At 51.2% G+C, this 18,939-nt stretch carries 16 protein-coding genes; 10 read left to right on the top strand and 6 right to left on the bottom strand.

Annotated elements, in window-relative coordinates:
• Positions 1 to 53 precede the first annotated feature (53 nt).
• Complete coding sequence (ytvI, locus tag EBB54_RS13420; RefSeq protein ID WP_125127778.1) at positions 54 to 1,196, top strand: sporulation integral membrane protein YtvI; 1,143 nt, start codon at positions 54 to 56, stop codon at positions 1,194 to 1,196.
• A gap of 31 nt (positions 1,197 to 1,227) precedes the next feature.
• Here the strand turns inward: ytvI and EBB54_RS13415 are convergent, their stop codons facing one another.
• Complete coding sequence (locus tag EBB54_RS13415; protein ID WP_125127777.1) at positions 1,228 to 1,590, bottom strand: helix-turn-helix domain-containing protein; 363 nt, start codon at positions 1,588 to 1,590, stop codon at positions 1,228 to 1,230.
• Positions 1,591 to 1,939: 349 nt separating this feature from the next.
• On the opposite strand from EBB54_RS13415, the gene EBB54_RS13410 reads away from it, so the two are divergent.
• The 3 genes from EBB54_RS13410 (at position 1,940) to EBB54_RS13400 (ending at position 5,369) form a co-directional block, all read left to right on the top strand.
• The gene (locus tag EBB54_RS13410) at positions 1,940 to 3,466 is read left to right on the top strand and encodes a Y-family DNA polymerase (RefSeq protein WP_004070977.1); all 1,527 of its coding nucleotides are present in this window, start codon (positions 1,940 to 1,942) and stop codon (positions 3,464 to 3,466) included.
• A complete protein-coding gene (locus EBB54_RS13405) occupies positions 3,463 to 3,924 on the top strand; it encodes a hypothetical protein (RefSeq protein WP_125127776.1) in 462 nt (153 codons plus the stop codon). The genes EBB54_RS13410 and EBB54_RS13405 overlap by 4 nt, the downstream gene beginning before the upstream one ends.
• 149 nt (positions 3,925 to 4,073) lie before the next feature.
• Positions 4,074 to 5,369, top strand: a complete 1,296-nt coding sequence (locus EBB54_RS13400) for a 4Fe-4S dicluster domain-containing protein (RefSeq protein ID WP_004070975.1) — start codon at positions 4,074 to 4,076, stop codon at positions 5,367 to 5,369.
• Positions 5,370 to 5,525: 156 nt separating this feature from the next.
• Here EBB54_RS13400 and EBB54_RS13395 read toward each other — a convergent pair whose 3' ends face one another.
• The 3 genes from EBB54_RS13395 to EBB54_RS13385 all read right to left on the bottom strand — a co-directional run bounded on the left by EBB54_RS13395 (position 5,526) and on the right by EBB54_RS13385 (position 8,735).
• Entirely contained in the window at positions 5,526 to 6,374 is an 849-nt protein-coding gene (locus EBB54_RS13395) for a carbohydrate ABC transporter permease (protein ID WP_125127775.1), read from the bottom strand.
• A 1-nt stretch (position 6,375) separates the two neighbouring features.
• On the bottom strand, positions 6,376 to 7,257 hold the full coding sequence (locus tag EBB54_RS13390) for a carbohydrate ABC transporter permease (protein WP_125127774.1): 882 nt from the start codon (positions 7,255 to 7,257) through the stop codon (positions 6,376 to 6,378).
• A gap of 158 nt (positions 7,258 to 7,415) precedes the next feature.
• Positions 7,416 to 8,735, bottom strand: coding sequence for an ABC transporter substrate-binding protein (locus tag EBB54_RS13385; protein WP_004070972.1), 1,320 nt, complete (start codon positions 8,733 to 8,735; stop codon positions 7,416 to 7,418).
• A 408-nt stretch (positions 8,736 to 9,143) separates the two neighbouring features.
• Between EBB54_RS13385 and EBB54_RS13380 the strand changes: the two genes are divergently transcribed.
• The 6 genes from EBB54_RS13380 to EBB54_RS13355 all read left to right on the top strand — a co-directional run bounded on the left by EBB54_RS13380 (position 9,144) and on the right by EBB54_RS13355 (position 17,462).
• Positions 9,144 to 11,114: a methyl-accepting chemotaxis protein gene (locus tag EBB54_RS13380; protein ID WP_243127664.1), complete on the top strand. Its 1,971-nt coding sequence runs from the start codon at positions 9,144 to 9,146 to the stop codon at positions 11,112 to 11,114.
• Positions 11,111 to 11,551, top strand: a complete 441-nt coding sequence (locus tag EBB54_RS13375) for an FMN-binding protein (protein WP_125127772.1) — start codon at positions 11,111 to 11,113, stop codon at positions 11,549 to 11,551. Before EBB54_RS13380 ends, EBB54_RS13375 begins: the two co-directional genes overlap by 4 nt.
• Positions 11,552 to 11,566: 15 nt before the next feature.
• Positions 11,567 to 11,722 carry a maltose acetyltransferase domain-containing protein gene (locus tag EBB54_RS13370; RefSeq protein WP_125127771.1) on the top strand — a complete coding sequence of 52 codons (156 nt, stop codon included), beginning with the start codon at positions 11,567 to 11,569 and terminating at the stop codon, positions 11,720 to 11,722.
• A 75-nt stretch (positions 11,723 to 11,797) separates the two neighbouring features.
• Positions 11,798 to 12,082: a hypothetical protein gene (locus EBB54_RS30690; protein WP_044989968.1), complete on the top strand. Its 285-nt coding sequence runs from the start codon at positions 11,798 to 11,800 to the stop codon at positions 12,080 to 12,082.
• Positions 12,083 to 12,084: 2 nt separating this feature from the next.
• Positions 12,085 to 14,682 (top strand): hybrid sensor histidine kinase/response regulator, encoded by a 2,598-nt coding sequence (locus EBB54_RS13360; protein WP_125127770.1) that lies wholly within the window; start codon positions 12,085 to 12,087, stop codon positions 14,680 to 14,682.
• 44 nt (positions 14,683 to 14,726) lie between these two features.
• A complete protein-coding gene (locus EBB54_RS13355) occupies positions 14,727 to 17,462 on the top strand; it encodes a DegV family protein (RefSeq protein WP_243127663.1) in 2,736 nt (911 codons plus the stop codon).
• Between the two features lie 98 nt (positions 17,463 to 17,560).
• Here the strand turns inward: EBB54_RS13355 and EBB54_RS13350 are convergent, their stop codons facing one another.
• Positions 17,561 to 18,034, bottom strand: a complete 474-nt coding sequence (locus EBB54_RS13350) for a hypothetical protein (RefSeq protein WP_125130792.1) — start codon at positions 18,032 to 18,034, stop codon at positions 17,561 to 17,563.
• A 124-nt stretch (positions 18,035 to 18,158) separates the two neighbouring features.
• Complete coding sequence (locus EBB54_RS13345; RefSeq protein ID WP_125130790.1) at positions 18,159 to 18,938, bottom strand: ABC transporter permease; 780 nt, start codon at positions 18,936 to 18,938, stop codon at positions 18,159 to 18,161.
• Position 18,939: the final 1 nt, after the last annotated feature.

Below are 18,939 nucleotides of genomic sequence, written 5' to 3'. Positions count from 1 at the left end.
GAAAATCAGGCGGAGCAATCCGGACGTTAAACAGGACAGAGGTGTGTAGATTCATGGAAAATAAGCGGCCATACTGGCAGGTGGCGGTGAGTCTGGTGTTCAGTCTTCTGGCTACTGCTGCATTTATCATCATAGGAGTGAAGGCAATCGTTTTCTTTATGCCGTTTGTAATCGGATGGTGTATTTCGGCCATTGCGGCGCCGGTCGTAAACTGGCTGGAAAAGCATTTTAAAATTGTGAAAAAGCTGGGGTCGGCCCTGATCGTGGTGCTGGTCATCGGGCTGATCGTGTTGCTGTTTTACCTGGCATTCAGCCGGCTTGTGACGGAGGTGGGCGATCTGCTGAAAAATATTCCGGATCTGTACGGCCAGCTCTCCACCGGGCTGCAGAAGATCGGCAGCTCCATGTCCGGACTGTTTGCCCGTCTTCCCGAGGAGGTTCGCAGCGCCTTCCAGACCATGATGTCCAACCTGAATGAATATATGGGGGACCTGATCTCAAAGATCGGGGAGCCTACGGTGACGGCGGCAGGAAATTTGGCCATGCGCCTGCCATTCTATCTGGTCTCCATCCTGGTCTCGGTTATATCTGCCTACTTCTTCACAGTGGAGCGGGATGAGATCCTGTGCTGGGCCAAAAAAGTGATGCCTCAGGCCGTTGTAAAACGGATGACGCTTGTGATGGACAACCTGCGGTATGCGGTGGGAGGATATTTTAAAGCGCAGTTCAAGATCATGGGAGTCGTGTTTTTGATTCTGATGGCAGGCTTTGCCCTGTTAAAGATCCATTATTTCGCATTGATCGCGTTTCTCATCGCGTTTCTGGACTTCCTCCCGTTTTTTGGAACCGGGACCGCCATGATCCCGTGGGCGCTGTATAAAATTCTGGTGGGGGATTACAAGACTGCCTTTATGCTGATCGTGATCTACGCATTGACCCAGCTCCTCCGGCAGATCCTGCAGCCCAAGCTGGTGGCGGACAGTATAGGGATGAACCCTCTGGTGACGCTGGTTCTGCTCTATATCGGCTACCGGGTCAGCAGTGTGCTGGGACTGATCCTGTCCGTGCCGGTGGGGATGGTCATCATCAACATGTACCAGGCGGGCGCCTTTGACTACATTTTTGATGATGCCCGGATTCTGATCGACGGCGTGCTCAGGCTCAGGGAAGAGCCGGGGGAGAATGAAGACAAGTAAAGCCTGCGGCTGCAAAAAAAGAACAGAGGAGTCAGTCCTCTGTTTTTTTTCTTGCCTGAAAAAGTCCCGTGGCGGTTGCCTCGATAATCGAGAGATCGTTCTCGTCTAATTTGTCGAGAAGCAGATCCAGCCGCTTGCGTTCCACGCTTTTGAGACCTTCCTGGTCGGGAAATATATATTGGTCTATGGGAATGTCAAACATTGTGATGAGACGAACCAGAAGACCAAAGCTGGGATATCGTCCTTCAATTTCGATTGCCTGCAGATGCCGTGTGGAAATATCAAGCGTTTCCACTAACTTTTCACGTGTGATCTTCCTGGCTTCCCGGGCCTTTTTGATCTCCAGCCCGATGGGAGCGAAGTCAAACGTATAGGTACTGTTGTTTTCTTTCATAAGTATTCACCGCCTGTCCTGAATGAGAGCATTGTCTGTTGCTGACCCAGACACCTTCCGGCCTGCCGGGTCTCCCCTGCCCCAAAGCAGATTGTACCGCTTCTGCACTTTCTATTGTACCGGTATAGCAGGTTTCTTAAAACGAGATTGTATATCTATATATAAGAACTATAAAGGTTGATATTGTGAAATGTATGAAACGACGGGGAATGGGAAGGATATTTTACTGAATTTCATAAAAAAATACATTTTTATCCTATTGAAAACAAACATAAGTTCTGATATAATACAAAAAGAACAGATGTTTGAGTGAGAGGTGCGAATATACGGCAGGGAGGTGCATGCTGCAGTGTCCGGGGAACATATCTATATCGCGATTGATCTGAAGTCATTTTATGCTTCAGTAGAATGTGTGGAGAGAGGTCTGGATCCGATGACCACGAACCTGGTGGTGGCGGACCTGAGCCGCACCGAGAAGACGATCTGTCTGGCGGTATCCCCTTCCCTGAAGGCTTACGGGATTGCCGGAAGGGCAAGGCTTTTCGAGGTTATCCGGAGGGTCGGGGAGGTGAATGCAGAGCGTCAGATGCAGGCTCCAGGCCGCCGTCTGGAGGGTTCTTCCTGTGACGATACCGAACTCAGGGCGTCCCCCGGGTTGGCTCTTGATTATATGGTCGCTGTGCCGAGGATGGCCCATTATATTGAGTACAGCACCAGGATCTATCAGATCTATCTGAGGTATGTTGCGCCGGAGGACTGCCACGTATACTCCATCGACGAGATTATGATGGATGTGACCCATTACCTGGGCACCTACCGCCTGTCGGCCCGGGAACTGGCAGGGAAGATCATACGGGAGATCCAGGAGGAGACAGGGATCACAGCCACGGCGGGGATCGGCACCAATCTGTATCTGTGCAAGGTGGCCATGGATATTGTGGCAAAGCATATACCGCCGGACAGCAGCGGGGTACGGATCGCCAGCCTGAATGAGAAGAGCTACCGCCGGATTCTGTGGGCCCACCGCCCCATCACGGATTTCTGGCGCATCGGCAGAGGCTACGCGAAAAAGCTGGAGGAGTACGGCATGTTTACCATGGGAGACGTGGCCAGATGCTCCATCGGAAAGCCCGGGGAGTACTACAGCGAAGATCTGCTGTATAAGCTGTTTGGGATCAATGCCGAATTGCTCATCGACCATGCCTGGGGGTGGGAGCCCTGTACCATGGCAGACATCAAGGCATACAAGCCTTCTAACAGCAGTATCGGCTCCGGCCAGGTCCTGCACTGTCCCTATTCCGCGGAAAAGGCAAGGCTGGTCGTCCGGGAGATGACGGAGCAGCTTGCGCTGGACCTGGTGGACAAGGGGCTGGTGACAGACCAGGTGATCCTTACTGTGGGCTATGATATCGGGAACCTCTCCAATCCCATGGCGCAGGATCGGGGAGCCGGCGGGGTGACGACGGACCGGTACGGACGGAAGCTCCCAAAGCACGCCCACGGATCCGCGAATCTGAAGCGGAGCACTTCATCTGCCAGATATCTCGTGAAAGCGGTCTTAGAGCTGTATGACAGGATCATCAATCCCATCTATCTTGTCAGAAGGATTGCAGTCAGCGCAAACCATGTGGAAGAGGAAAGCCTTGCGTCCCATGCGCCCGTCTTTGAACAGCTTGACCTGTTTACGGATTATGCCAGCCTGGAGAGGGAACGGGAGGAAGAGGAGGCGGAGCTGGGGCGGGAGAGGAAGCTGCAGAAGGCCATGCTGGACATCAAAAAAAGATATGGGAAAAATGCGCTCCTCAAAGGGGTCAGCCTGGTGGAAGGAGCCACCGCTATGGACAGAAATAATCAGATCGGAGGGCACAGGGCATGAAGGAAGCTGCGCGGGGCATGATGAACCAGAAGGAGATGTACAAATACCAGGATATGATCGATCTTCCCCATCCGGTATCCAGGACACACCCTCCTATGCCCGTGGCGGACCGGGCGGCGCAGTTCGCACCCTTCGCGGCGCTTACGGGACACCATGAGGCGGTACAGGAAGCCGCCCGCCTGACAGAAGAGCGGATTGAGCTGGACGAGGAGCAAAAGGCCATTCTGGACCGAAAGCTGCAGGAGATCCGAAGTCAGCTTGGCAGTGGGCCGGCTGTTTCCGTCACCTATTTCGTACCGGATCTGAAAAAGTCCGGAGGCGTCTATGTGAATGCCTTTGGACATGTGAAAGGGATCAGGGAGCATGAAAGGATCCTGGTGCTGGAGGACGGAACCTTGATCCCCATAGAAGAGATCGCCGCAATTCACAGCCTGTCCAAGGCTGCAGGACGCACTTGACCAGGAGCCTGCCTGGGATCCAAAAAGAATGGGACTGAGAAAAAAGTAACCTTTCAGGGCCAAACTGTGCTATACTACCAGAGTAACAGGACAACAGGGCTGTCCGAAAGCAGGACGGCAGGCTTCACAATACAGGAGGCGAATCAAAGATGGGACATTTGACAACGAGAGATGCCTACAGGAATCTGGAGGAGAGGATCAACTGGTTTACCCAGGGAGCCCCGGCGTCGGATACATTATATAAGATCCTGCAGGTATTATACACGGAGAAGGAGGCAAAGTGGGTGGCGCTGCTCCCGGTCCGACCCTTCACCCTGAAAAAGGCGGCGAAGATCTGGGGGACGACGGAAGCGAAGGCGGAAAAGCTGCTGGACCACCTCTGCGAAAAGGCGCTGCTGGTGGATTCGGATTACCACGGACAGCGTCAGTTCGTGATGCCGCCGCCGATGGCAGGATTTATAGAGTTCGCGCTGATGCGTACGAGGGGCGATATTGACCAGAAGTATCTGAGCGAACTGTATTACCAGTATATGAATGTGGAGGAGGATTTTGTCAAGGATCTGTTTTTTGCGACAGAGACAAGGCTGGGGCGGGTGTTCGTCCAGGAGCCGGTGCTGACCAACGAAAAGACCAACCACATCCTGGACTACGAACGCGCCGCGCATATCGTAGAGGAGGCAGAGTATATAGGGCTTGGCACCTGCTACTGCAGGCACAAGATGTACCATGCCGGACATCCCTGCGAGATCGACGCGCCTTGGGACGTATGCCTGACCTTTGACAACGTGGCCCGTTCCCTGGCCGAACATGGGGAGTATGCACGGCTGATCTCCAAAGAAGAGGCGAAGGATGCCCTGGAGCGTTCCTATGCCGGCAATCTGGTTCAGATCGGGGAAAATGTCAGAGAACACCCGGCATTTATCTGCAACTGCTGCGGCTGCTGCTGTGAGGCGCTGCAGGCGGCAAGGCGTTTCAGTCCCATGCAGCCGGTGGCCACCACCAACTATATTCCGGAAGTATCTCTGGAAACATGCATCGGATGCGGGAAATGTGCGAAGGTCTGCCCAATCCTGGCTGTCAAATTGGAAGAGCGGGAGCAGGATGGGGAAGAAAAAGCCGGAAAACAGCCTGTGATCGATACCGAGATCTGCCTTGGCTGCGGTGTCTGTGCGCGGAACTGCCCCACCAAGGCGATCCGGCTGAACAGGCGTCCGGTGCAGGTGATCACGCCGGTAAACAGCACCCACCGGTTTGTCCTCCAGGCCATCGAAAAAGGAACCTTGCAGAACCTCATCTTCGATAACCAGGCATTTGCCAACCACAGGGCCATGGCAGCCGTATTCGGAGCCATCTTAAAGCTTCCGCCCATGAAGCAGGCGCTGGCAAGCAGGCAGTTTAAATCGGTCTATCTGGATAAGCTTTTGTCCATGCAGAAGAAGCAGTGACATACAGAAAACCTGCCGCTGGCAGTGTTTCTGCATACGATAGTATTAAAAAAAGGAGCCGCAAGGCTCCTTAATCTATCATCGTATGTGTTGCTGCTTACAGTCATTTCACGCACATAGGCGAAAACAGCCGGTAAAGCTTAGCAGTCTGCCGGATCAGCCCTTTACACCGCCGGAAGCGAGTCCGCTGACCAGGTTCTTTTCAATGCCCATGAACAGGATCACGACAGGAATGATCGCAAACAGCGATGCGGCAAACAGATACTGCCATTCAATCATGTTGTAACCGTTGAAGACATTGATACCGACTGTCAGGGGCTCCTTCTCGCTGGTGGAGATCAGGCACAGGGCAACGGTATATTCATTCCACGCATTGATGAAGATAAAGATCAGTGTGGTTACGATCCCGGGAGCCGCTACCGGAAGCAGGACCTTTGTCATGCCCTGGATGCGGTTGCAGCCGTCGATGGTGGCCGCCTGTTCCATCTCCGCGGAGATCCCCATAAAGGTTCCGCGCAGCAGCCAGATGGTAAACGCCTGGTTAAACGCGGCATTGATGAAGACCAGCCCGAGAATGCTGTCTGTCAGGCTTAAGATCGACATTACCTTGTAAATACCGATCAGCAGGACTACCGGAGCGAACATCTGGGAAACGATGACAAATCCCAGAAAGGCGGTCTGTCCCTTGAACTTCATACGCGCCAGGGCGTAAGCGGCAGGGATGCCGCAGAGCATGGCGATGAGTGTGGAGCCGCCTGCGATCAGAAGCGAGTTCAGCATATAGTTTGCCATCGGCGCCCGGCTCCAGATATCAATGAAGTTGGACCAAAGCGCATTGATCGGAAGGATCGTGCCGTTCATGGAGAAAATCTCGGCCCTGCTCTTCAGGGCGGTACAGAACATGGCAAAATACGGATACAGCGTGACGATGCAGACCACGATCACGACAAGATAGAGCAGGACACGCAGAAGGGTTCCTTTTAAAGTAAGCTGCTTTTTTGCCATATCATTCATCTCCTTTCTTCAAGGTATAGACCATGTATACACTGGAGCACAACAGCAGGATCATGAAACCGATCACGGAAACTGCAGCCGCCTGTCCCTGCTTCCCGTTATAGAACGCCAGCTTGTAGAGGTAGGTAACCAGGGTGTCCGTATGGTTGGCAGGATCTCCTTTGGTGATCGTCCAGATGATCGGGAAGGAGTTGAATACATAAATGATATTCAGTACCGTACTGACCGTCAGGGAAGAACGGACCAGGGGCATGGTGATCTGGAAAAGCTTCTGCCAGTAGTTCGCGCCGTCCACGGTAGCCGCCTCGTAATAGGTGGAATCAATGCTCTGCAGGCCGGAGAGGACGCAGAACGTGACAAACGGGATTGTGACAAAGATACCGCAGGCGATCTCCCATGTAAAGTATGCTTCCGCCGTCGGCGTCCAGTTAATGGACTGTTCAATGATCCCAAGGCGGAGCAGCAGGGTATTGAGAGTACCGTAGTCCGTGTCAATGATGAACTTCCATGCGCTGGCCTGGATCACCAGTGTAGTTGCCCACGGGAAGACTATGATGGCCCGGGCGATCTTCCGGCCCCGGAACTCATTGTTCAGGATCAGGGCCAGTATAAATCCCAGCAGGGTGGACAGTACCACCACCGCCACCGTCCAGACGATGGTATTCTTCAGAACCAGCTTGAAAGCGGAACTGTGCATGACCTTGGTAAAATTGGCGAAGCCGGAAAAGCCCTTGATGATACCCGCCTTGCTGACGTCGCTGAGCGACATCCGAAAGACGAAAACGATGGGGATCAAAATAAAGACCGCCATTAGAATAATACTGGGTAGAATCCAGATATAAGGTTCTATCTTACGAAAAGATTTATTTTTCACGGGGGACACCTCCCTATTTTTTCTCAAACCGGTTAAAACTTGTAATGCTTGAAAAGCCCTCGTTTTACTATTATAAATAAATAGAAAAGTGGACCCGGCCGCAGCCAGCCGGGCCCACTATGTATACGTTGTATTGCAAAAAAGCTGTTAAAAGCAGACTATTCTGCGATCTCAGCCTGGAGCTCGTCTAAGAGTTCCTTTACATTGCCGTCCAGCAATGCCTGCTGTTCTACATTGATAACGCCCTGTTTTACATCATCCCATTCCGTCTTAGCGGTCGGATAGAAGTTACAGCTTCCTACGATATCAACCCAGCTTGCCATACTTTCATCTGCCTCAGCCAGGATCTCTCCTCCGGTGGAAGTCGCAGGCAGGAAGCCTTCCATCAGAACCCAGTCAGAATAACGGGTATCCTCGTAGAAGTAATCAAAGAAAGTCTTGATGGCTTCCAGCTCTGCGTCGGAATAGCCGTTGTCGAAGCACATGAAACGGTCCATAACGCCTGCGGAGACAGATTCATTGTCGCCGTTTGTCGGGATCGGGGCTACCTCATAGTTCACGCTGTATCCTCCGTCCGCGATGTAAGTCGGAATGCTGTTCGGTCCGATCATCATAGCAACCTGGCCTGCTCCGAACATATCCTGAAGGTCATAACGGGTATCGTTGGAAGGATCGCTGTTGGTATAGCCGTCCTTTACCAGGCTGATCGCGAACTCAACCGCTTCTACGTTCTCATCGCTGTTCAGCGCCCAGTTGTTGTCTTCATCCACGAATCCGCCGCCGTTGTTCCAGGTGTAATAAGCAAATGCCGCCTGGCCTTCGTCAGTGGTCATGTCAATGCCCCACGGATAAATCTTGGAATCATAAGCTTTGATTGCCTCGCAGGCTTTTTTCAGTTCATCCCATGTAGTCGGGATCTCTACCTTTGCCGCATCCAGAATGTCCTTATTCACATACAGGGCACGTGCGGAAGCCAGATCCGGGATCGCCCAGATGGTGCCGTCCACATTGGACTGCTCCAGGAATGCAGGATACATCTTTTTGTAAGTCTCATCGGAAACAAAGTCTTCTGCCGGAAGGAGAAGGTCGTCCGCCTGATAATTGGCAAATACGTCAATGTTCAGGATGTCAGGCGCGTCATTGTTGGAGATCCGGGTATTCACTACGGTATAGATATCATTCCAGGATTCCACTTCTACGGTCAGGTCGATGTTCGGATATTCGGTTGTAAAATCTTTTACAAAATCCGACCACCATTTTGTGGTGTTCTGGCCATACTGGGCAGCAATGACATTGATGGCAACCTTTTCGCCGGACCCGCTGTCCTCCTTCTCGTCCCCGTCGGTGCTCTCCTCAGTAGAAGCGCCGCTGCCGCCGGTATCATTGCTGTCTCCGCCGCCGCTGTTGCCGCCTCCTCCGCAGGCAGCCAGCCCGCATGTCAGGGTAAGGGCCAAAAACAATGCTACAAACTTTTTCATAATCGAAATCCTCCTTTTTGTGGTTTAGCTGTGAAGTTAGTTAGAAGTATATCATGTAAAATGAAATTGGTCAATATTTATGCAGCGAAAAAAGAAAACTTGAAAAAATTGTGCATTTTTACTAAAAATCGAGTCCTGAAACACTCGTCAGGAGGGGTTAAGAATTTCCGCGGTACTTCTCGGATCGTTTCACAAAAATCACTTTCGTTCCCATAAAATTTGTGATATACTAAACAATAAAGCGCGTTTCATCTGCCGATAAAATGAGGCTGTAATTATATCGGAAGAGGAGGCGGCATTCATAGTATATTTTTAGAATTTAAAAGGAAAAGGAGAGAGAAAAACGTGACCGGAAAGAAATCAGATTCCCATAGCCGGAGGATCGGACGGAGTCTTAATAGGAGGATATTGAAAAACACCATACTGAATATTTTGACATTGGTTATCATATGCGGCGTGATTATGGCACTTTCCCTGCAGTCTCTGGCAAATAATATTCTGCTGGACAGCCTGCAGCCTATGGCGCGGCAGTCCGCCAAAACCGTGGAGGCTAACATCCATATGCTGGCGGACCGGATGATGACAATCGCAGGAGACCCGCGTATGAATCCCGCTGCCGGTGACGACGGCGGGGCTGAGGCAGCCGGGAGCGATGAAGAAAAGATCAGGGCAAGCCGTATGGAAGTCCTGACGGAGGCCGCGGAGATCTATGAGCTCCATACAATCGCCCTGTATGACCTGAAGGGCAGGCTCATTCAGGGGATTGACGGCGCACCGGAGAGTCTGGAGGAAAGTTTTTTTGCCCTGCTTCAGGAGACAGACAACCTGACCACCAGTTCCTCTACCATCTTCCAGGAGAAGCTGGGCATAATGATGGGAATGCCGGTGAAGGAAGAGGGGGAGACCATTCTGTATGTGGCGGGCGTTTACAAATATGACACACTGAACGATGTGATCAGCGGTATCAATCTGGGCAGGCATGGAAAAGCATGTATGACGAACCGGGAGGGGATCATCACGGGACATACGGATCAGTCGCTGGTTCTGGCGGGGAGTACGCTTTCCCAGCTCAGCGGCGGCAATGAAGAGGCTATCAGCCGTGTAACCACCGGTGAGACGGGGGCCGTAGAATTTCCGGTTGACGGTGAGGATATGCTGGTAGCATTTTCTCCGGTCCGGGGAACCCAGTGGTCCCTTGTCATCCAGATTCCGAAGTCGGATTATAACCATTTTATCAACGGGGCGATGCTGGTTGCAATCCTTTCTACCCTGGCGGTGCTTGTGATTTCCATTTTGGTAGTACTGCGCCTGGCGCGTTCGATTTCGCGTCCGGTGAAGGGGGTGACGGACAGGATGATCTCATTGTCCGACGGGGATCTTCATACCGAGGTGGCCCAGGTTTCTACAGGAGATGAACTGGAAGTGCTGACCCAGACACTGGATGCCACCGTAGGGAGCGTCAACCGTTACATATCCGATATCCAGCAGGTACTGACCCAGATTGCGGGCGGCAATCTGCAGGTTTGGCCCCAGGTGGATTATAAAGGAGATTTTACGCTGATTCAGTCAAGCCTTCATACGATCATCCGGTCGCTGAATGATACGATCCTTGGTTTCCGCGCTGCCGCTTCCCGGCTGGCGGATATGTCCGAGGAACTGAGCGGACAGTCCGGACAGCTTCACCAGGCGTCCATGGAGCAGAACCTTTCTGCGGAGGCGCTGGTTCAGGAGGTATCCAATGTGAAGGAGCGGCTGTCCAGCGTTGCCGAGAGCAGCGGGCAGACCCGTGCAAAAACAGAAGAAATCGCGCAGTGCGTCCAGGAGGCCAACACGAGGATGTCCACGCTTTCCGGTGCGATGGACAATATCAGCGCCAATGCCCAGGAGATCACAAAGATTGCCAAGGACATTGAGGACATCGCATTCCAGACCAGCATCCTGTCCATCAATGCATCCATAGAGGCTGCCCGGGTAGGAGAGGCAGGAAAAGGATTCGCAGTGGTAGCGGATGAGGTCAAGCAGTTGGCGTCCAGAAGCGCCGAGGCCGCCCAGAACGCTACAAACATGGTAAGCAGCACCAGGACGATCATTCAGAACGGTGTGGAGCTGACCGCGGATACTGCCGGCTCCCTCCATGCCATTTCCGCTGTTTCTGACCAGATCAATGAGATCTCGGATCGGCTGGTTGCGGCAGTGCACGGTCAGGAGAGCGCGCTGACGACGATGGAAGAGCGGATTGAGACCATCTCAGCCATTGCGGACCGGAATCTGCAGAACGCCGGCGGAACGGAGCAGTCCAGCGGAATGCTGGCGAAGGAGGCGGAGGCCCTCCAGGCCCAGGTGAGAAAATTTGTTTTGAAGGAGGAACGTGATAGATGAAACGGATAAGAAGTCTGATTCTGGTTGGCCTGATGATGGCGCTTTTGACAGCCTGCGGAGATAAAACGGAGCTCCAGGACGGCTACTATACGGCTCAGGCGGCCGAGTTCAGTCATGGCTGGAAAGAATATATCACGATCATGGTCAAAGAAGGGAGCATTGTCTCAGTGGAGTACAACGCCGAGAATGCCAGCGGATTCATCAAAAGCTGGGATAACGCCTATATGCAGACGATGCTTCACTCCAACGGGACCTATCCCAATGCATATACACGCTACTATGCCGGCCAGCTTTTGGAGGATCAGAATGCGGACGGGATTGACGCCATTTCCGGCGCATCCTCCTCGTACGGGTCTTTCCAGAAGCTGTCCGCAGCCGTGCTGGAACAGGCCAGGAAGGGAGATTCCGGTATTGCGTTAGTGGATACGTTACATTAAGAACGGAGGTACGAAATGACAGAACAGGAAAAAATGAAAAAAGGATATCTCTGGGGCAACGAAGAAGAAAATATGGCTCTGCAGGCCCGCGCCAAAAGCCTTGTGAATCAGTTTAACAGCCTGCCGCCGGAGGCCATGGATGAGCGCGCAGAGCTTTTGAAAATGATATAAAAAGGGCTGTCGGAAAATAGCTGAACTGCTGAACAGCTTGTTTTCCGACGGCCCTTTTATTTCGCTACACGCTCAATGACACTATTTAAAGGAACCCAGGACAGCAGAAAAAAAGAAGTAAAAACATGCCGTACAGCGCCGTTTTACTTGATTTTATCTGCATCCTGTTTTAAAATAAAGCTTACGGGGATCGGGAGGATCTCCAAAAGCGGAACCGAAGACTGCGGTATGGAAAGACGGATTTTAGTAGTAGACGACGACAATGTAATGAGCGCGATCCGGCTGGGAGCAGTCAACTATCTGAAAAAACCGTTTTACCCGCGGGAATTATTGAGACGAATTGCAAAGGAGCTTGGTTGAGTATGAGGGAAGAAGGGCAGACAAGTATACACCTGCTTCTGGCAGGCATTGTCAGCGCGTTCAGCGTCATGCTGATATTGGTTACAATTGTGATGTCATGGGAACAGTGGATGGTTCCGGTGATCGCGTTCGGAAGTTTCGGCGTGTGGTGCCTTCATATCGGAAGATTTAGCAGGGGGATGTTATACGAATATCTCTGTGCAAGTCTGATGCTGGTTGAATTTTTTTTCTTTGGAGTACATACAGAGAGTCTTTTTGATATACCTGCCGTGGCCTGCATCATGATCTTTATTTTTTCACTGCTGGACAGAAACCGGCTGCTGTATATGACAGCCGGCTTGTATTCCATAGTATTGCTGTACCATTTCCTGGTTCTTCACACCATCCATTATAACATGGGATTCCGGGAAATGATGCGCCTGGGGATCGGTGTCGCAGTGACGGCCGGCGCGGTGGAGATTGCGAGATACCGGATCTACAGAAGGCGGATGGAGAGGCAAAAATTTGACAGCGCATTTGCGCAGTTGGAGATATCGGGGCGGCAGAACGCAGTTTTTTTATCCAATGTGTCTCATGAGCTGCGTACGCCCATCAACATGGTGCTCGGAATCAGCGAGGTGGCCATGGAGAAGGACATTTCCCCTGAGATCCGGACGGATATGCAGTCCATACAGATGGCGGGCAAGCGGCTGTCCAACCAGATCAATAATATGCTGGACTACACGGAGATCGTAGAAGGGACGCTGACACCGGCAAAGGAAGAATATATGATCACTTCCGTGCTCAACGACGTGATCACGATGGCGGCAATGCAGAACAGCAGGCACCAGTTGGAAATGGTGTTTGATATCAATCCCGATATGCCGGCGGTGCTGATCGGGGACGCCGAAAAGATTTCGCATGTACTGAAAATATTGCTGGAAAACTCTATTAAGTTTACGGAAGAAGGCGGAATCAATGTCTGTATCGAATACCGGAAGGAGGATTACGGCATCAACATGCTGATCGACATATACGATACAGGCATCGGCATGACCGTTTCCCAGCTTTCCCAGATGTATGATGATTTTTACCAGGCAGACTCCGGAAGCAGTCGGTTTGCGGGCGGCCTTGGATTGGGGATTCCCATTGCGCGGGGACTTCTTCAGTCGATGGGCGGGTTTGTCCATTTTGAGAGCAAGGGACAGCAGGGGCTTCAGGCACACATCACCATTCCCCAGGGGGTAGCGTCTGACACACCCTGCATCGTGCTGGATAATGCGGACCAGTTTTGCATCGCCTGCTATTTCAGACCGGAAAAATATAGCTGCGATGAAGTACGGCGCTTTTATGACAAGCTGATCCTGCATCTGGTGGGAGGGCTTGGCATTGAGGGTTATCAGGCCCACAATTTTGAAGGGCTGCTCAAGCTGCAGCGCTCCTTTAAGCTGACTCACATATTCATCGCCCAGGCCGAATATGAGGAGAACCGTTCTTATTATGAAGAGCTGGCAGATACGTACCGGGTAGTGGTGATCGCGGAGAGGGAATTTGTTCTGAGCAGGGAGAGCAGACTGCTTGTAATCCACAAACCATTTTCCGCGCTCTCTGTCGTAAACCTGCTCAACGGCGAAGTGAAGGAATATGGATTTGAGGAAGCCCAGGCCGCAGGCCGCAGACCCTTTACCTGTTCAGGAGTCCGGGCCCTGGCTGTCGACGACGAGGAGATGAACCTTGTGGTGGCAAAGGGCGTTCTGGGCAGTTATGGGATACAGGTGGATACCTGCCTCAGCGGAAAAGAAGCGGTGGGACGGTGCGCCGCAAATTCCTACAACATCGTATTTCTGGATCATATGATGCCCGGATTTGACGGGGTGGAGACACTGCGCCGCATCCGTGAGATCAACAATGGGATCTATCAGGATCTTCCGGTGATTGCCCTGACTGCCAACACCATCAGCGGCGCCCGGGAGATGTTCCGAAACGAGGGCTTCACAGAATTTATTCCAAAGCCTATCGAACGGGCGGTTCTGGAGCGGGTGCTGCGCAGGGTGCTGCCCAAGCACTGCATACACTACGGCTCGGAGCCGGCAAAACAGGAAGGATTGCCGGAAGGGATAAAACATCAGGAAGAGGTTTCAAAGGATGAAGAGAAGCGGCCCGAAGAGGAGGTATTTTCAGATACCGGAGTACCGGCGGCAGACGGATCGGCAGAATTTATACCGGCAGAAGCCGAACCGGAAGTGACCGTACCATCAGGGGAATCCTCCCTGCCTTTGGCCCGTCTTGCGGAGGCCGGCATTAACGTAGGGATGGGGCTGGATTACTGCTGCGGAGAGGAAGAGTTTTATCTGGAAATGCTGCGGATGTTTTCCGGGCAGAGTGAAGAGAAGAGGGACGAGATCATTGCATTGTATGAGGCAGAAAACTGGACGGACTATGCGGTCAAAGTGCATGCGCTGAAAAGTACGTCGCTGACCATCGGTGCGGAGGAGCTCTCGGAATATGCGAAGAAGCTGGAACATGCAGGGAAGAAGGAAGACATAGAATATATCCGGCAGAATCACCCGGGGCTTCTGCGCATGTATGAGGAGGTCTGCGAAAGTATTGCCGGATTATAGAATTTTGAAGATGTTTTGTGCCCTGCGGATGCGGCCGCAAGCTTATGAAAAGGAGGAAACACTGCGTGATCAAAAAATGGTTTGAACTCATCTTTGACCACAGGATCAGCCTGCGGGAGCGCATGTTCCGTGTGGTTTCAGGCATTAGTATGCTTGCATTGTTTTTTATACTGCCCATGGGCAGGAATATTGTAAATTGGCTGCTGCTGGCGGTCAGTCTCGTCATTATGGCAATGATCGTGAAGTACAGCATCCGGAAGGAATGCATCAATGGGGGGGCAACAGCCATTGCGGTGATGCTCCTAATACTGTTCCCGGTTAGTTTTTTCACGGCAGGCGGGTTTTACAGCGGCATGCCGGAATGGTTCGTGCTCTGCTTCATTTATATAAGCATTACCCTGGAGGGAAGGCGGAAGGCAGCGTTTTTCCTCTTTTGTACGGCAGAGACGCTTTTGTGCTACTATATTGCATTTTATTTTCCACACACTGTGGCGCGCAATACGCCGAGGCATTCGTTTTTTGATTCAGCCAATTCCGTGATCATGGTGGGGCTGCTGACCAGCGTGCTGCTGATGTTTCTGAACCGGATGTATGAAGAGGAAAATGAACTGGCTAAGCAGCAGAAAAAAGAGATTGAGGAATTGAACAGGGCGGAGAACCACTTTTTCTCCAGCATGAGCCATGAGATCCGTACCCCCATCAACTCGATCATCGGATTGAATGAGATCATCCTGCGGGGAGACATTTCGGACGAGGTTGCCGAGAACGCAAGGAATATCCAGGGGGCCAGCAAAATGCTGCTTACGCTGATCAACGATATTCTGGATCTGTCCAAGATCAAATCCGGAAAAATGGAGATTGTAAATGTTTCCTATGAGACAGGGAAGCTTTTGTCAGAAATCGTCAACATGATATGGATCAAGGCCAAGGAAAAAGGGCTGGATTTCCGTCTCCACGTGGATCCTTCGATTCCAAGCATGCTTTGCGGCGACGAGGTGCGCATCAAGCAGGTTCTGATCAACCTGCTGAACAATGCCGTGAAGTATACGGGCGAGGGCTCCGTCACACTATCCATCCGGTGTGAGCGCATGGGGCTGAACCGGGTGCGTGTCTGGTATTCCGTGGAGGATACCGGGCAGGGGGTGAAAAAAGAAAATATCCCATATATTTTCAATGCGTTCCGGAGGGTGGATGAAGAAAAGAACCGCCATATTGAAGGAACAGGGCTGGGGCTCAGTATCGTCCAGCAGCTGGTGCAGCTAATGGGCGGCGAGATCAGCGTCAACAGCGTGTATACCAAGGGCTCCACATTTATCGTCATGCTGGAGCAGGACATCATTGACAATGAGGAGCTGGGGACATTTACGTTGGACTCCCGTGTAAAAAGCCATGATACGGAGCAGTACCGGCAGAGTTTCGAGGCACCGGACGCCCATATACTCGTGGTGGATGATAACGACATGAACCTTGTTGTGGTGCGTAAGCTGCTCTCTGCGACAAAGATTCAGATCCATACGGCGTCAAGCGGTGCGGAATGTCTGAGTCTGACACAGAATCAGTATTACGACGGAATTTTGATGGACCATCTGATGCCGGAGATGGATGGAATCCAGTGTTTCCATGCGCTGCGCACGCAGCCTGGGGGACTGTGCCAGGATGTGCCGGTGATCGCGCTGACGGCCAACGCAGGCAGCGACAATCAGCTTCTATACAGGAAAGAAGGGTTCAGCGGCTACCTGGCAAAGCCTGTCAGCGGCGCGCTGCTTGAGGCGGCTGTGTTGAGTATCCTGCCCAAGGAACTGGTAAAGTTGAGCGAAGATGCCAAGGAGTCGGAGATCGGGAAGGACGTTCTGATCTTTGAACACGCAAAGCGGCTTTCAGTCATGATCACGACGGACAGCGTATGCGACCTTCCGGAATCTCTGCTCAAGGAGTTCGGCATTGCCGTATGCCCCTACTACGTCTGCACGGATCAGGGACGGTTTCTGGATGAGCTGGAACTGAGGGCGGATGAACTGCTGATGTATATGGCAGAGGGGCAGAAAGGATTTTCCCAGCCGCCGGATGTGGAGGATTATGAGCGGTTCTTTGCTGAAAAACTGACCGAAGCCCAGAACATCATACATATCACAATGGCCAAGCATGTCAGCGAGGGTTACAATAATGCCCTGGAAGCTGCCAAGTCCTTTGAAAATGTTACGGTGATTGATTCCGGACATCTTTCCAGCAGTATGGGATTGGCGGTGCTTTATGCCGCCCATCTGGCGGAGAACCATGTGCCGAAGTCTGAGATCGTGAGGACTGTGAAAAGGCTCAGAAACTATATTTCTTCGGCATTTATCATCGACAGTACGGATATGATGAGCCAGTCAGGGAGGCTGCCGAAAAGGATTCATGTTCTCTGCGACGCGCTGCTGTTGCATCCGATCATCGTGCTCCGCAAGAGCAAGATGACGGTGGGCGGACTGGGAGTGGGAGACTTTGCGCGGGTCGCGAAAAGCTACGTCCGAAGGGTCTTCCGGGATTCCAGAAGCGTGGACCGGCGCGTCCTCTTTATCACCTATTCCGGGATGGATGAGAAGAGACTGGAGTATATTCAGGAACTGGTGCGGCAGTACTGCCCGTTCGAGCGGGTTTACCTGCAGAAGGCATCCTCCGCGGTTGCCAGCAACTGCGGCCCGGGCTCCTTCGGCCTGCTGTTTATGAAGAAAAACGATGTGGAGATCTCTTTTTCACAGGCTTCAAAGGCAGATTCGCAGACCGAAGAAAAAGCGGAGTAAGGTTATGCGGCGGAAAGCTTATAAAATAGAATAGAAGTAAAAGAAAGCTCTGAGGCAGGTATGCTTCAGGGCTTTTTTTGCCGTCGTCCGGCAGATTACTATTCTATATTCATTTCTAAATGCCCTGTAAAGTTGTTTCCAATAACGCCAATATAGTTTCCGCCTTCCGGCAATGTTATTGTTTCGGAATAGCTGCCAGTTGCTTCAAGCAGGATTATCGGATCATCACTGCCAGAAACCCAAAACACTTGCGCTGTTCCCTCGGTAATTTCCAAGTCACAGGAAACAGAAATATCTTTGCCATTTTCGCGCTTAATAGAAGTTCCGCCAAAGAGATATTCTATTTTAGAAAAATCTTTATAATCTGCCGTATACGTCCCGGTATAGCAATCTTCCCCATATGTCCGATTTCCTTTAAGTGAAAAATCGCTTGTGAGTGCTGCATTTCCGGCTATTTGGACAATACTATTATACTGATCTAAGATTTCATCTTTTGAACACCCTGCAAGTGTCAAACTAAATATCAAAACACTTATTGAAAGGAAATGGAAACGTATTCTCTTATAGCACATATCATCAGCCTTTCTATTTTTTAATTCCAAACCTGTAACCTCCCTTATTCACTCGTTGGTGCTGTATAATTACAACTACCGCAATCCCGATAGAAAATTCTTTCTTCATTCCTATATCCACCGCTTACCACCCTTTTTTTGTTATTGTTTTTTTGTGTTTTTTTGCTGCCTTGACTGGCACGTTTCCTTTTGCCGTGAATACGAAAACAGCAGTAATCATCAATACGGCAATCATACTAAACAGACAGATTAACACATTCCAATGTACAGCCGGATCGTAGCTTCTGTAACTGATTAAGCCTAAACTTGCAGTAACAGGATAAACATTTGCTAACGTAGCATTTCCAGAGGCAAACATACCGCCATAGCCATAAACAAAAGCAATAATTGTTCCAAGCATATGTCCGTTTGGTATACGGGCAGCGAATGCAATTACAGGCATGACTGCAATATACAAAAACAGACAGTTGAGAATAATCTGAATAAATGTCTGTAATACTGATGTTGCAGACATTCCCGAAAATCCCATCACAAAAACGGCAATTACCGTGAATGCCGCACTTACCAGCCCAAAAAACAAAGAAAGCAGCGCACATACAAGCAGTTTCCCACACAAAAGGCGGCTATAAGGAACAGGAATAGTCATAATACTTTTCAGCGTATCGTCTTTTCCTTCCCTTGCTATGATATATCCGGCAATGAGGGCAATGCACATGGGGAAAATCGTTGTGGCATTATTTTTGATTACCTGTTCTGTAAAAAAGGCAAATGTCCAAACCGTTCCGTCCAATGCGGTTGTGGAAAAAAGCGTTAATACGACAGAGAGCAGCATTAGGAAAACACCTGCCCATATCATATGATACCGCTTTAATTTCCATATTTCGGTCTTAACCATGCGAAACATA

Source organism: Schaedlerella arabinosiphila, from assembly GCF_003885045.1.
Lineage (GTDB): Bacteria > Bacillota > Clostridia > Lachnospirales > Lachnospiraceae > Schaedlerella > Schaedlerella arabinosiphila.
This window is presented reverse-complemented; position numbering and strand designations above follow the sequence as displayed.